Annotated in this window: 10 protein-coding genes; 5 read left to right on the forward strand and 5 right to left on the reverse strand. The window is 59.5% G+C overall.

Going from position 1 to position 14296, the window contains the following annotated elements:
* Positions 1-121 precede the first annotated feature (121 nt).
* Positions 122-1036, forward strand: coding sequence for an oxygen-dependent coproporphyrinogen oxidase (gene hemF, locus DQN55_RS00110; RefSeq protein ID WP_048381485.1), 915 nt, complete (start codon positions 122-124; stop codon positions 1034-1036).
* Between the two features lie 22 nt (positions 1037-1058).
* The gene (gene aroE / locus DQN55_RS00115; protein WP_048381483.1) at positions 1059-1880 is read left to right on the forward strand and encodes a shikimate dehydrogenase; all 822 of its coding nucleotides are present in this window, start codon (positions 1059-1061) and stop codon (positions 1878-1880) included.
* Positions 1881-1922: 42 nt separating this feature from the next.
* Here aroE and DQN55_RS00120 read toward each other — a convergent pair whose 3' ends face one another.
* Positions 1923-3491, reverse strand: a complete 1569-nt coding sequence (locus tag DQN55_RS00120) for a SulP family inorganic anion transporter (protein ID WP_048381481.1) — start codon at positions 3489-3491, stop codon at positions 1923-1925.
* Positions 3492-3532: 41 nt separating this feature from the next.
* Entirely contained in the window at positions 3533-5059 is a 1527-nt protein-coding gene (betC, locus tag DQN55_RS00125; RefSeq protein WP_048381479.1) for a choline-sulfatase, read from the reverse strand.
* 113 nt (positions 5060-5172) lie between these two features.
* Between betC and DQN55_RS00130 the strand changes: the two genes are divergently transcribed.
* The 3 genes from DQN55_RS00130 (at position 5173) to betT (ending at position 8877) form a co-directional block, all read left to right on the forward strand.
* The gene (locus DQN55_RS00130) at positions 5173-6090 is read left to right on the forward strand and encodes a choline sulfate utilization transcriptional regulator (protein WP_048381478.1); all 918 of its coding nucleotides are present in this window, start codon (positions 5173-5175) and stop codon (positions 6088-6090) included.
* Between the two features lie 63 nt (positions 6091-6153).
* Positions 6154-6480 carry a DOPA 4,5-dioxygenase family protein gene (locus DQN55_RS00135; RefSeq protein ID WP_048381476.1) on the forward strand — a complete coding sequence of 109 codons (327 nt, stop codon included), beginning with the start codon at positions 6154-6156 and terminating at the stop codon, positions 6478-6480.
* A 438-nt stretch (positions 6481-6918) separates the two neighbouring features.
* Positions 6919-8877 carry a choline transporter BetT gene (gene betT, locus DQN55_RS00140; protein WP_231995703.1) on the forward strand — a complete coding sequence of 653 codons (1959 nt, stop codon included), beginning with the start codon at positions 6919-6921 and terminating at the stop codon, positions 8875-8877.
* 142 nt (positions 8878-9019) lie between these two features.
* Here betT and DQN55_RS00145 read toward each other — a convergent pair whose 3' ends face one another.
* Genes DQN55_RS00145 through DQN55_RS00155 form a run of 3 tightly spaced genes read right to left on the reverse strand, consistent with a single transcriptional unit; the run spans position 9020 to position 14246 of the window.
* Entirely contained in the window at positions 9020-12094 is a 3075-nt protein-coding gene (locus tag DQN55_RS00145; protein WP_048381473.1) for an efflux RND transporter permease subunit, read from the reverse strand.
* Positions 12091-13158, reverse strand: a complete 1068-nt coding sequence (locus DQN55_RS00150) for an efflux RND transporter periplasmic adaptor subunit (RefSeq protein ID WP_048381471.1) — start codon at positions 13156-13158, stop codon at positions 12091-12093. The genes DQN55_RS00145 and DQN55_RS00150 overlap by 4 nt, the downstream gene beginning before the upstream one ends.
* Positions 13155-14246: an efflux RND transporter periplasmic adaptor subunit gene (locus DQN55_RS00155; protein WP_048381470.1), complete on the reverse strand. Its 1092-nt coding sequence runs from the start codon at positions 14244-14246 to the stop codon at positions 13155-13157. Before DQN55_RS00155 ends, DQN55_RS00150 begins: the two co-directional genes overlap by 4 nt.
* Between the last annotated feature and the right edge of the window lie 50 nt (positions 14247-14296).

Genomic DNA, 14296 nt, shown 5'->3' on the forward strand with positions numbered 1-14296 from the left:
GCTGAAGCGTGACCTTCGTCAACTGCGATGAGGTGGGGTGCGGTGTTATGCTAGCGGCCCTTTGCCGCCGGCCCCGCTCTGAACGAAGTGCCGCGTCGCTTTGCCCGATTAAGGTGATGTCATGACTACCCGCACCGAGGCCGTAAAAGCCTACCTGCTCGACCTTCAAGATCGCATTTGCAACGCTCTGCAAATCGAAGATGGCGGCACGCATTTTGTTGAAGATGCGTGGGAACGCCCGGCGGGCGGCGGTGGCCGTACCCGGGTGATCGAAAACGGCAAGGTGATTGAAAAGGGTGGGGTTAACTTTTCTCACGTATTTGGCAGCGGTTTGCCTCCATCCGCCAGTGCCCACCGCCCTGAACTGGCGGGCCGGGGCTTTGAAGCCCTGGGTGTGTCGCTGGTGATCCACCCGCACAACCCGCATGTACCGACGTCCCACGCCAACGTACGTTTTTTCATCGCAGAAAAAGAAGGTGAAGAACCTGTCTGGTGGTTTGGCGGTGGCTTTGACCTCACGCCGTACTACGCCGTTGAAGAGGACTGCGTGCATTGGCATCGAGTGGCCGAGCAGGCATGTGCACCGTTTGGCGCCGATGTGTATCCGCGCTACAAGGCCTGGTGCGACACGTATTTCCACATCAAGCACCGCAACGAGCCCCGTGGTATCGGCGGTTTGTTCTTTGATGACCTGAACGAGTGGGATTTCGACACCTGCTTCGCCTTTATTCGTGCCATTGGCGACGCCTATATCGACGCTTACCTGCCGATTGTTCAGCGCCGCAAAGCCACGGAATACACAGCCCTGCAGCGTGAATTCCAAGAGTTCCGCCGTGGGCGCTACGTGGAGTTCAACCTGGTCTACGACCGTGGCACCTTGTTTGGCCTGCAATCGGGGGGACGTACCGAGTCGATCTTGATGTCGTTGCCGCCGCAGGTTCGCTGGGGTTATGACTGGAAGGCCGAGCCGGGTAGCGAAGAAGCGCGCCTCACCGACTATTTCCTGCAAGACCGCGACTGGTTAGCCAACGCCTGATATCGCCCGAGGAGCCTGCCTGATGGACCGTTACGTCGTTTTTGGTAACCCGATTGCCCACAGCAAATCCCCGGTATTGCACCGCCTGTTTGCCGAGCAAACCGGTCAGGTCATGCAGTACGACACCCTGCTCGCGCCGCTGGAGGATTTTGCCGGCTGTGCCGCTGCTTTTTTCCAGCAAGGACGAGGCGCCAATGTGACGGTTCCTTTCAAGGAGGAGGCGTATCGCCTGGCCAGCCAACTGACCGACCGGGCCCAGCGGGCGGGCGCGGTCAACACACTGAGCAAGCAGGCCGATGGCCGCTTGCTGGGGGATAACACCGACGGTGCCGGCCTGGTTCGTGATCTGACCGTGAATGCGGGTTTTAGCCTCAAGGGCAAACGCATTCTGGTCCTGGGTGCGGGCGGTGCAGTGCGCGGCGCTCTGGAGCCATTATTGGCCGAGGGCCCTGCTTCTGTGACCATCGCCAACCGCACGGTTGAGAAGGCCGAAGTACTGGCTGAGCTGTTCTGTGACCTGGGGCCAGTAGCGGCCAGCGGATTTGACTGGCTGCATGAGCCGGTGGATTTGATCATCAATGCCACCTCGGCCAGCCTCGCAGGCGAAGTGCCGCCGATTGCCGGCAGTTTGATCGAACCGGGCAAAACCCTGTGTTACGACATGATGTATGGCAAAGACCAGACGCCTTTTTGCGCGTGGGCTGCGGCACAGGGTGCGGGTCAGGTCATGGATGGGTTGGGGATGCTGGCCGAACAGGCCGCCGAAGCGTTTTATCTGTGGCGTGGCGTGCGCCCGGACACCGGGCCGGCGCTGGTCGAGTTGCGCAGGTTGTTAGCCCAATAACTTCTGCAGGAGCGAGCACGCTCGCTCCTGCAAGGTGGGTCATCAAGTCTCGAACTGTATCGGGCACTTATCGGGGCCCTCGAGTTTCCTCAACTCTTCAATGACCTGCGGCCTGGCCCGGCGCAGTGTCAGACTGCGGCCCAATCCTCGCAGTCGTCGCGCTTCCTGATGCAGCATTTCAACCCCCGAATAATCGATGAAGTTGATGTGCTGCGCGTCGATGACCACCAGCGAGCCCTGACTACGCTGCAAGCGCACCTGCAAGTAATGGCTGGCGCCGAAAAAAATCGAACCGCCCACCCGCAGGATTTCCTCGTCACCTTCGTGCCACTGCTGAATGCGCGGTCGTGACGTGCGTTTCAGATAGAAAAACAGCGAGGCCAGTACCCCGGCATAAATCGCCGTCTGCAGTTCCAGCAGCAAGGTCGCAACACAGGTCAGCGCCATCACCACAAACTCGGGACGGCTGACCCGCCACAACCCGGCAATCGCCCGGCTGTCCACCAGTCCCCAACTGATCAGCAGAATACTGGCGGCCATCGCCGGGATTGGAATATGCGCGATCAGGGTGGCTCCGGTGACCGCAAATAATGCCACCCAGAGTGCTGAAAACACGCCGGCCAGCGGTGAACGCGCGCCCCCTTCGTAGCTCAGCCCGGAGCGGGTGAACGAGCCGGAAGACAGGTAGCCCGAGAACAGGGCGCCCACCACGTTGGACAAACCCTGTGCGCGTACCTCCTGATTGGCATCGAGCATCTGTTGCGAGCGTGCGGCTAACGAGCGGGCAATCGACAAACTGGTGACCAGCCCCAGCATGCCCACCGCCACGGCGCTGGGCAGCAACCGCAGGACGGTTTCAACATCCAGTTTCAGCGGGCTGAACGGTGGCAAACGGCCGACAAACGATTGCACCCGATGTACATGCCCGAATACCTGAGGCAACAGCCATACGATCAGGCTGGCGAGCACCAGCGTGATCAACAGGGTCGGCCAGCGTGGCCGCCAGCGTTTGAGTGCAACCCCCAGCAGCAATGTGGCGAGCCCCAACCCCAGCGAGGCGCCATCCCATTCACGTACATGCGCCGATAAGCTCAGCAGACTATCGAGTGCTGTGGCCTGGCTGGGTACATTGATCCCCAGCACATTGGGCAGTTGCCCCAAGGCAATGACCACCGCCGCGCCCAAGGTGAAGCCGAGCACCACCGAGTGCGAAACAAAATTGGCCAGCGCGCCAAATTTCAGCATCCCCAGTAGCCACTGAAACACCCCGGCCAGAAACGTCAGGAGCAAAATCAGGCCGATATAATCCTGGCTGCCGGGCACCGCCAGTGGGCTGACACTGGCATACAGCACGATAGAAATCGCCGCCGTCGGGCCGCAAATCAAATGCCATGACGAACCCCACAGGCACGCGATGATGACGGGCACAATCGCCGCGTATAACCCGTACTCAGGGGGTAGCCCGGCGATCAGCGCATACGCGATGGACTGTGGCAGTGCCAGTACGGCGCCACTGAGGCCCACCAGCGCATCGCGACTGATGCTGAAACGCGTCTGTTTGGGCAGCCAGGTTAAAAAAGGCAGCCAGCGTTGGCTTTTGGGCCGAGCCATGTATCCCTCATCAGGTATCGGTGTGTGGGCAGAGTGTCGTTTTAGGTCTCAGGGTGCAAGGCTGAAGCAGGCTGTGGATAACGGGCCTTGCGTTCCAGATCATCGAGGTCGATGTGGTTGCGCATGTATTGCTGGCTGGCGTCGACCCAGGGTTGATGATCCCAACTGGTCAGTTTGCCGATAGCCAGTGCTTGAGCCACCAGCCGCCGGCGTCGCTGACTGGCGAGGACCTGTTGGTGAATCTGTGCAATATCCCATTTGCTCCGTGCCTCGGCCAGAAATGCTGCAACCAAAGGCTGATGGTCTGGCGACTGGCTGAGTTCTTCGCGTTCGTGCGGGTCATTGTGCAGGTCAAACAGCAGGCACGGGTCGTCTTCGCTGTAGATGAATTTATAGGCGCCGCGGCGGATCATCATCAGCGGGCTGAGGGTGCCTTCAGCCATGTATTCGCCAAACACCTCGTCGTGCCCGCCTTCGCCGCGCAAGTGCGGCACCAGCGAACGGCCATCCAGCGCAAGACCAGCTTCCAGCGTACCGCCCGCCAGTTCCACAAACGTCGGCAGCAGGTCGGCGGTCGAAACGGCCTCCCCCACACGTGCAGGGCCAAACTGATCCGGTGCATACACCAGCAAGGGCACTCGCGCAGCCATGTCGAACCAGTGCATTTTGTACCAAAGCCCACGTTCACCAAGCATGTCGCCGTGATCACCGGAAAATACGATCACCGTATCGTTGGCCAACCCGGTGTCTTCAAGGGTTTGCAGAAGTTTGCCGACATTCTGGTCAATGTAGCTGCAGGCGCCGAAATAGGCCCGGCGTGCATCGCGGATTTTATCCACAGGCAGCGGTTTGTCCCACAGGTCGTACACATGGAGCAGGCGCTGTGAGTGTGGATCGAGGCTGGCCTGTGGTGGCGTGTCGGGCAGAGGAATGTCGTCTTCGTCGTACATGTCCCAGAACGGTTTGGGGATGGTGTACGGGTCGTGAGGGTGCGTCATTGAGACGGTCAGGCAAAACGGTTGATCGCTGTCCTGGCGAATATGATCGAACAAATATTGTTGGGCCTTGAACACCACCTCTTCATCGAAATCCAGTTGGTTGGTGCGCACACACGGCCCGGCTTGCAGCACGGAGGCCATGTTGTGATACCAGCTGGGCCGGGCATCCGGTTCATCCCAATTGACCGACCAGCCGTAATCCGCAGGGTAAATGTCACTGGTCAGGCGCTCTTCGAAACCATGCAGTTGGTCTGGCCCGCAAAAGTGCATTTTGCCCGCCAGCGCCGTGCGATACCCCAAGCGCCGCAAGTAATGGGCATAGGTGGGCACATCACCCGGAAAATCAGCCGCGTTGTCATAGGCGCCGATTTTGCTCGGGAGCTGGCCGCTCATCAGGGTAAAGCGCGAGGGCGCACACAGAGGGCTGTTGCAATAGGCGGCCTCAAATACCACGCTCCGGTCGGCTAAACGACTGAGGTGCGGCAGTTTGATCGGGGACGGTCCGTAGATCGGCAGCAGCGGAGCGGCCATTTGGTCGGCCATGATGAATAGAATGTTTTTGCGCGACATGAGCGGTGGCCTTTCAGAGTGAAAATTTATGCGAAAGTGCTGATGTTCAGCATGGCGCTCACCTCTGGCGTGGTAAAACCCATGTACCGCAATGACTAGGATAAGCACAGCTAATGTATGAAGCCCTGGGTGACGTGTCCCTCGACCTGCTGCGCACCTTTGAAGCGGCGGCGCGCCATCGCAGTTTCACGGCCGCGGCTCTCGAGCTGGGCACGACACAGCCGGCGATCAGCCAGCAACTCAAGCGGCTGGAATCGCACTTGGGCATTCGCCTGTTTGATCGTATTTATCGCGGCATTGCCCTGACGGAAGCTGGCCTGGGCCTGTTTTTACACGTTCAATCGGGCTTGCAGCAAATCAATACCGGCCTGCAAGCGCTGATCGAGCAACCGGCCCGTGAGGTGCTGCAGGTCGCCACCGACTTTGCCTTTGCGGCCTATTGGTTGATGCCACGTCTGGCGCGATTCCATGCGGCCTACCCGCAGATTGATGTCAGCCTGGTCACTCGCGAACGCAGCCATGACACCTTGCACGGCGACAGTGATGTGGCGGTGTTGTTTGGTCAGGGGCGATTCATTCAGGGCGATGCCCAATGGCTGTTCAATGAAGAAGTCTTTCCCGTGTGCAGCCCGCATCTGCTGGCTGGCCAGGCGCTGCCGTTATCAGCCCGGGCGTTGGGCGATTTTCCGCTGCTGCAATTGCGCGGCGAACACGCCCGTCAGTGGTTTGACTGGTATCGGCTGTTCGATGCACTGAAACTGGGCCCGCCGCCTGCGCCCGGCCCGCTGCGCTTCGACAACTACACTTTGCTCATCCAAGCCGCCATTGCGGGCCAAGGCATGGCCATTGGCTGGAAGCACCTTGTGGATAACTTGCTGGATCAAGGCGTGTTGTGCCGCCCGTTCACTGAGTCGGCGGTTTCTGCGTTCGGTTACTACGTTATTCAGCCCCCTCGCAAACGCCGCAATCAACTCGCCCAGGTATTTGTCGACTGGATGCTGGCGGAGCAAAATGCCCATGCAGGAGCTTAAGCCGCTGTCCTCGGCAACGGCGGCGTGAGCGGGGCCTGATACCCTTTTTCTCGAGGACCTTTCATGCAGCGTATCAAGGGCTACCACGCCCACGTCTATTTCGACGCGACGACGATTGATCAGGCCCGGGCCTTGTGCGAAGAGGCGGCGCAACTGTTTGGCGTCAAGATGGGACGCGTTCATGAGCGTCCTGTTGGCCCGCACCCGGACTGGAGTTGCCAACTGGCCTTTGGCCCCGAACTGTTTGGCAGGCTCGTGCCGTGGTTGGCGCTCCATCGCCAAGGACTGGTGGTGTTTCTGCACCCCGAGACCGGCAATGACCTGCTGGACCACACAGAGCATGCGATCTGGATGGGCGCGATACGGCCGTTGAATGTGTCTGTTTTTTGAACAACGGCACACCTGGTTGGCATGAGCCTGAAACAACCGGTGGGTGAGCCGGGATCGCGTAATGCCCACGATTTGGCTTGGCTTTTCGGGGATTTTTAGCCTGTGGATAATTTTTTTCACCTCCCTGAATGCCCTTGAAAGCCAGACGCCAGCACATCGCTGACAGCCCCAAGCTATAACGGCTGAACGTTGATCATGGCCATGTGTCATAGCTGGTCATGAGCTAACGTATGACACGTGAAGCTGAGGGTGGCGATTAGTGCTGAAGGGTCATTCATGTTTAACTTGAATGCTTGTTCAAGTTAAACCAGTGGTCCGCTGCCCGCTCACAACAGGAGGCTTACCTTTGCCGAACCCGCTCTTTTTGCTCATGTTTTTTCTCTATAAGGTGCACATCCAATGAGTGTACCCATGACGTCGCAGACGTCTCAGATCCGTATGAACCCGCCCGTTTTCTACTTTGCCGCCGCCTTTATTCTGGCGTTTGGCCTGGTCGTAATCACCCTGCCACAGGCCGCTGGTGAATGGCTGTTAGCTGCGCAGAACTGGGCAGCCAATACGGTCGGCTGGTACTACATGCTAGCGATGACCCTGTATCTGATCTTCGTGGTCGTCACCGCCTTGTCCGGCTACGGCAAGATCAAGCTCGGTGCCGACCACGACGAACCTGAGTTCAGTTACCTGTCCTGGGCGGGCATGCTTTTCGCCGCCGGGATCAGCATCACGCTATTTTTCTTCTGTGTTTCCGAACCCTTGACCCACATGCTCGCCCCGCCTCAAGGCCCGGCCGGTACGTCCGAGGCTGCGCGCCAGGGCATGCAGTTGCTGTTCTTGCACTGGGGTTTGCATGGTTGGGGGGTGTTTGCCTTTGTCGGTATGGCGCTGGCGTATTTTGCCTATCGCCATAATCTGCCGCTGGCATTGCGTTCAGCGCTCTACCCGCTGATCGGCAAGCGCATCAACGGTCCCATCGGCTATGCGGTGGATGGCTTCGGCATCATCGCCACCGTGTTTGGCCTGGGCGCTGACATGGGTTTTGGGGTGCTGCACCTTAACTCCGGGCTCGACTATCTGTTCGGCCTGCCACATACCCAGTGGGTGCAGGTGGGATTGATTACCTTGATGATGGGTGCCGCGATCCTGGTGGCCATCGCGGGCGTCGATAAAGGCGTGCGCGTGATGTCCGATATCAACATGCTGCTGGCCTGTGCGCTGCTGCTGTTCGTGTTGTTTGCCGGCCCTACCCAGCATTTGCTCAATACCCTGGTGCAGAACATCGGCGATTATCTGGGCGCACTGCCCACCAAGAGTTTTGATGTCTACGCCTACGACAAGCCAAGCGACTGGCTGGGCGGCTGGACGGTGTTTTATTGGGCCTGGTGGATCGCATGGTCGCCGTTCGTAGGCCTGTTTATTGCGCGTATCTCCCGTGGCCGGACCATCCGTGAGTTCGTGTTTGGCGTGTTGCTGATTCCGCTGGGTTTCACCCTGGCGTGGATGTCGATCTTCGGCAACAGTGCCATCGATCAGGTGCTCAATCACGGCATGGTTGCTCTTGGCCAGTCGGCCATCGACGATCCGTCGCGCACGCTGTACCTGCTGCTCGAAACCTACCCGTGGAGCAAAACTGTGATCGCCGTGACGGTGTTCATCAGTTTTGTGTTCTTCGTGACCTCGGCCGACTCCGGCACCGTGGTGCTGTCCACCCTCTCGGCGCGAGGTAACAACGCCGATGAAGACGGGCCTAAATGGTTGCGTGTGTTCTGGGGGGCGATGACCGCGCTGGTCACCAGTGCCCTGCTGTTCTCGGGCAGCATCGATGCGCTCAAATCGGCGGTGGTTCTGACCTCCTTGCCGTTCTCGCTGATTCTGTTGCTGATGATGTGGGGGCTGCACAAGGCGTTCTACCTCGAGTCGCAGAAGCAGATTGCGCAGATGCACTCTCTGGCACCGGTTTCGCACTCGCGTCGTGGCGGTTGGCGCCAGCGCTTGAGCCAGGCCGTGCATTTCCCGTCGCGTGACGAGGTGTACCGCTTTATGGACACCACCGTGCGCCCGGCGATTGAAGAAGTGAGCGCCGTGTTTGTCGAAAAGGGCCTTAACGTCGTCACCCAGCCGGACCCGGCCAATGACAACGTGAGCCTTGAAATCGGCCACGGCGAAGAGCATCCGTTCATCTACCAGGTGCAGATGCGGGGTTACTTCACGCCCTCCTTCGCCCGTGGTGGTTTCGGCAAAAAAGAGCAACTGCGTAATCGCCGTTACTACCGTGCCGAGGTGCATTTGGCGGAAGGCAGTCAGGACTATGACCTGACTGGCTACACCAAAGAGCAGATCATCAACGACATCCTCGACCAGTACGAACGCCACATGCAGTTCTTGCACTTGGTGCGTTGATTCAGGCAGCGCGGTTGGCCTGAGTCACCGTGGAAAGGCCATCGCGAGCAAGCTCGCTCCTACAGGTCTGTGAACGCCACAGACCCTCTGCAGGAGCGAGCTTGTTCGCGATGGAAGCAACCCCAGGCGGCTGGCACTGTCTTCAAGCCGGTTTGCCCTGCAGGGTGCTCGAGCTGTCCTTGTTCTCTTTGATCTTGTACCAGGCCACATACAGCGCGGGCAGGAACAGGAGCGTGAGCAAGGTCGCGGAGATGATGCCGCCAATCATGGCGTAGGCCATGGGGCCCCAGAACACTTCACGTGCAATCGGGATCATCCCCAGGCTGGCCGCCGCAGCGGTCAGCAGGATCGGCCGGCGACGATGCTCGGTGGCTTGCACCACCGCATGCCACGGGTCGTAACCGTCACGTTCATACTGGTCGATCTGCGTCACCAGGATCACCGAGTTGCGAATGATGATCCCCACCAGCGCCAGAATCCCCAATATCGCGACAAAGCCCATGGGCGTTCCTGTCGGAACCAGCGCCAGCACCACGCCGATCAGGCCCAGCGGTGCGACGCTCGCCACCAGGAACATCTTCTGGACGCTTTGCAGCTGGATCATCAGGAACGTGGCCATCAAAAACAGCATCAACGGCACTACCTGAGCAATCGGGCCTTGGGCTTTGGCGCTCTCCTCGACCGTGCCGCCGGTTTTCACGGTGTAGCCCTGAGGCAGGTTCGCGGCGAATTTATCGATGGCCGGTTTGAGTTCATCCACCAGATTGACCGGTTGCATGTCGCCACGTACCGAAGCCTTGAGGGTGACCGTCGGGATGCGGTCGCGGCTCCAGATCAACGGTTGTTCCAGGGCGTAGCGCACTGAAGCAAAGGCCAGCAGCGGAATCGAGGTACCGCTCGGGGTGGTGATTTGCAGGTTGAGCAAGGTTTCGGGTGTGCCGCGTTCGCTGCCGATGGCGCGGCCTACGATGTTGATCAGGTAGATATCATCTTTAACCTGGCTGATGGCAGCACCGCTGACGATGCTGTTCATCACCTGTGCCACGTCTTCAGACGACAGGCCGAACTGGCGGGCTTTGTCCTGGGCGATATCGATGCGCAGTACCTTGCCCGGTTCGTTCCAGTTGAAGATGGTTTCGCCGACGTTGGGGTTGGCGTCGAGCACAGTGGCCAGGTTCAATGCGTGTTTACGCACTTCATCAATGTTTTTGCCACTGACGCGGTATTGCAGCGGTCGGCCCACTGGTGGGCCCAGTTCTAGCGTATGGACGAAGCCACCGACCCCGACGAAGTCTTCGCGCAGGCGTTTTTCCAGGCGTTCCATCAGGGGGCCACGGGCTTCAAGGCCGGTGCTGACGATCACCAGCTGCGAGTAGAACGGGTTCTGTAGTTGCTGGTCGAGCGGCAGGTAGAAACGGATCGCGCCCTCGCCCACGTAGGTGCTCCAGCGCACGATGTCCGGGTCGTCCTTGAGCGTTGCTTCAAAGCGCTGCGTGACTTTCAGAGTTTCGGCAATGGAGGCGTTTTGCGGCAGGTTCAAATCAACCAGGATTTCGGGGCGGTCTGATGACGGGAAGAACTGGTTTTGCACCAGGCCCATGCCGAAAATCGACAGCACAAACATCAACACCGTGCCGCCGATGGTTAGCCATCGATGACGCATGCACCACAGCAGCGCCGAGTCGAATGTCTGCGCCAGGCGGCCTGGTTTTTCAGGCTTGGGCTTCACTTTGGCGCTGAGGATATGCACCCCCAGAACGGGCGCAAACAGCACCGCCACCACCCATGACACCAGCATCGCTACGGCAATCACGGCAAACAGGGTGAAGGTGTACTCGCCCGCTGAGCTGTTGTTGAGCCCAATGGGTACGAAGCCCGCCACCGTGACCAGGGTCCCGGTGAGCATCGGGAAAGCCGTCGAGTGATAGGCAAACGTTGCCGCCTGTTCTTTGGTTTCTCCCAGTTCGAGGCGCGTAATCATGATCTCCACCGTGATCATCGCGTCGTCCACCAGCAGGCCGAGCGCAATGATCAGCGCGCCCAGCGACACCCGCTGCATGGCGATGCCGGTGAACTCCATAAAGACGAAGACCAGTGCGAGCACCAAGGGAATCGAGATGGCCACCACCAGGCCGGCGCGTAAGCCGAGGCTGATAAAGCTCACGGCCAACACGATGATCACCGCTTCAAACAACGCGCTGGTGAAACCGCCTACGGCGACCTCAACCACCTGCGCCTGGTCAGAGACCATGTGTACCCCGACCCCGACCGGCAGTTCGGCAGTCAGTTCTGCGATGCGTTGGCTCAGTTGCTTGCCGAATTCCTGGATATTGCCGCCGGGGATCATCGCAATTGCCAGGCCGACCGCCGGCTTGCCGTTGTAGTGGAACATCGGCGCGGCCGGATCGACGTAGCCGCGCGTGATGTCGGCAATGTCGGCCAGCCGGTAGAAGCGATCGTTGACCCGCAGGTTGACGGCTTCCAGGTCTGCAACGTTTTCGAACTGCCCCGACGTGCGCACAGACATACGCTCGGGCCCGGCTTCAATGACCCCGGCCGGGGTAACCGCATTTTGTGCTTGCAGGCTTTGCAGCACATGCTGTTGGTCGAGGCCCAATGCCGCCAGTTTGCGAGTCGAAAAGCTCAGGTAGAAGGTTTCGTCCTGCTCGCCAATGGTCAGCATTTTGCCGCGGTTGGGAATGTCGCGAATGCCGGTGCGCACCTGCTCCACGTAATCGCGCAGTTGACGCATGCTGAAGCCGTCACCGGTAAAGGCATAGATGGTGCCGTACACATCCCCGAATTCATCGTCGAAGCCCGGGCCTTGGATGCCTTGGGGGAAGTCGCCGCGAATATCGTCGATTTTCTTGCGAACCTGGTACCAGATTTCCGGAATGGCCTTGGCGTTGGTGGTGTCCTTCAGGAACACAAACACCGTGGACTCACCGGGTCGGGTGTAGCTTTGCACGTAGTCGAGTGAGTCGAGCTCTTCCAGCTTCTTCTCAATCCGGTCGGTGACCTGCAGCAGTGTTTCATCGACGGTTGCGCCAGGCCATCGGGTCTGGATCACCATGGTTTTAATGGCAAAGGACGGGTCCTCTTCGCGTCCTAGATTTATGTACGAAAAAATTCCGGCGACCACCGCCATAAACATCAAATACCAGACGAACGACTGATGTTTCAGGGCCCACTCGGACAGGTTGAATTTCCCATTCATTGTGAGCTTTCCTTATCAAGTCTGACTGTCTGTCCGGGGTTTAGGCTGTGAACGCCGGCGCTTACAATTTTGTCACCGCTTTTTACGCCACCCGAGAGCAACACGTTGTGTGCATCGCGCCGCAGTACTGTCACGTCACGGGGATTAACGGCATGGGTAGTCGGGTCGATGACCCACACCTGGCTGTGGTTGTCGGTTTCTTGCAGCGCGCTCAGCGGAATTTTGAAATGCTCGGCTATCGGGCTGCTGACCGTCACGCTGACGGAGCTGCCGAGCCGGAATGCTGCGGGTGTCTGGCTCAGTGTCAGGCGGGTGCGATGAGTGCGGGTGGCGCTGTCGGCCTGGGGCGCGATTTCGCGCACATGCGCTGCGGTATTGACGTTCGGGTCGAGCTGGCCGGCAACCCGGAACTCGATCCCCGTGGGCAATGCGTCGGCCAGCGGCCCCGGCAAATCGATGACGGCTTCCTTGATGTCGGGGCGGGCCAGTGTGACCACCTCTTCCCCGACACTCACCACCTGGCCGGCTTCAGCCTGCCAATCGGTGATGACCGCATCATGGTCAGCACGCAGGGTGCAGTAGCTGAGTTGGTCCTGAGCCTGATTGACCGCCGCCACGGCTTGTTGCATTGAGGCCTGGGTGGTTTTCAGGTCGGTTTGGGCAATGTCGAGCTGGGCCTGAGCGCCCACGCCCCGGTCGAACAGCTCCTGCTGGCGTCGGGCATTGGCCTTGGCGTTAATCAGTTGTGCCTGCACTTTGGCCAGGTCACCCCGGGCGGCACGCAGGTTGTTTTGCTGATCGGTGGGGTCGAGACTGGCCAGAATATCGCCCTGTTTCACCACGGCGCCCACGTCGTAATAGCGGCGCACAATCCGTCCCGGTACACGAAAACCCAATGTGCTTTCATACCGGGCTTCAATCGTGCCGGCAAAGCGCCCTAGGTTTTGCGCCAGTTCGGGTTGTGCCACGACATACAATGCCGGGCGAGCGGGCTCAGGGATTTTCTCTTCGGAGCAGCCGATCAACAGCGCGGCCGCCAGTGGCATGATCCAGATCCGGCTCATAGCTGTGTTCCCTCGGCTGGCAGGGGCGCGATTTCGACATGCATGCCGGGGTTTAACAGTTGCCCGCCTGCGATCACCACCTTGTCTCCGTCCTTGAGCCCCTCACTGATGATGACGCTGCCGGTCAGGTAACGCCCGACCCTGACCCGCTGCAAGCGTACGTTGTTGTGTTCGTCGACCACCCACACGGCCGGTTCGCTAACCTCCTTGGTCAGCGCCGACCATGGCAGCTCCATGCTGCGAGTCGGCACCGAATTCAGAATAACGCTGACCACCGCGCCCAACTCCATGCCTTTGGGGAGTGTGTCGAGCTGCACCTTGATTTGCAGCGTGCCGCTTTGCGCCGCGACGGTGGGCGTGATTTCGCGGATCTGGCCCTTGACCTTGATTGTCGGGTCGCTGAGTAGCGTGATCTCGACGGTGGGGTCTTTGGGCGGCTCGATGAACAGCGATTCATACACGTTAAATACTGCATCCCGCGCACCATCACGGGCCAATGTGAAAATCGGCATGGTAGCCTGCACCACTTGCCCGACTTCAGCCTGGCGGGCTGTGATCACGCCCGGAGCCTCGGCCACAAGGTTGCTGTAACTCAATTGTTCGCGGGCGTTGGCCAACTGCGCCTGGGCTGCGGCTAAAGCACTTTGCGCGCTGAGTTGGGCGGCGTTGGCGGCGTCGTATTCACTTCGGCTGGTATAGCCCTTGGGCAGCAGCTTTTGCTGGCGGACAAAGGCCGCTCGGGTTTGCACCACTTGGGCTTGTTGCGCATTGACGCTGGCCTGCGCGGTCTCGACCTGGATTTTCAGGTCTTTGGGATCGAGGCGTGCCAGCACTTGATAGGCCTGGACGTGATCCCCGACATCGACCTTGCGCTCAATAACCTTGCCACCGACCCGGAATGACAGCTGCGTTTCGACCCGTGCCTGTATATCGCCACTGAGTTGAATAGGCTGAGCAAACTCGCGTGAGCTGACCTGCTGGACATACACCCGTGGGGACAAAGGCTCTTTAGGGCCCTCTTTGCCGCAAGCGGTCAGGAAGAGACACAGGCTTAAGCCCCAAACCCCCTTGTTTCGTGGACCAGCCATGCAAGCTCCTTTGCGTGATGCTGATTAGCGTGACGATACGACACATAGCG

It is taken from the genome of Pseudomonas taetrolens (assembly GCF_900475285.1).
GTDB lineage: Bacteria > Pseudomonadota > Gammaproteobacteria > Pseudomonadales > Pseudomonadaceae > Aquipseudomonas > Aquipseudomonas taetrolens.

Bases quoted from the DNA above. Each gene is read 5' to 3' on its own strand.
- hemF (WP_048381485.1), top strand. From the start codon at position 122: ATGACTACCCGCACCGAGGCCGTAAAAGCCTACCTGCTCGACCTTCAA.
- DQN55_RS00135 (WP_048381476.1), top strand. From the start codon at position 6,154: ATGCAGCGTATCAAGGGCTACCACGCCCACGTCTATTTCGACGCGACG.
- DQN55_RS00130 (WP_048381478.1), top strand. From the start codon at position 5,173: ATGTATGAAGCCCTGGGTGACGTGTCCCTCGACCTGCTGCGCACCTTT.
- betC (WP_048381479.1), bottom strand. From the start codon at position 5,059: ATGTCGCGCAAAAACATTCTATTCATCATGGCCGACCAAATGGCCGCT.
- betT (WP_231995703.1), top strand. From the start codon at position 6,919: ATGAACCCGCCCGTTTTCTACTTTGCCGCCGCCTTTATTCTGGCGTTT.
- DQN55_RS00145 (WP_048381473.1), bottom strand. From the start codon at position 12,094: ATGAATGGGAAATTCAACCTGTCCGAGTGGGCCCTGAAACATCAGTCG.
- DQN55_RS00150 (WP_048381471.1), bottom strand. From the start codon at position 13,158: ATGAGCCGGATCTGGATCATGCCACTGGCGGCCGCGCTGTTGATCGGC.
- DQN55_RS00120 (WP_048381481.1), bottom strand. From the start codon at position 3,491: ATGGCTCGGCCCAAAAGCCAACGCTGGCTGCCTTTTTTAACCTGGCTG.
- DQN55_RS00155 (WP_048381470.1), bottom strand. From the start codon at position 14,246: ATGGCTGGTCCACGAAACAAGGGGGTTTGGGGCTTAAGCCTGTGTCTC.
- aroE (WP_048381483.1), top strand. From the start codon at position 1,059: ATGGACCGTTACGTCGTTTTTGGTAACCCGATTGCCCACAGCAAATCC.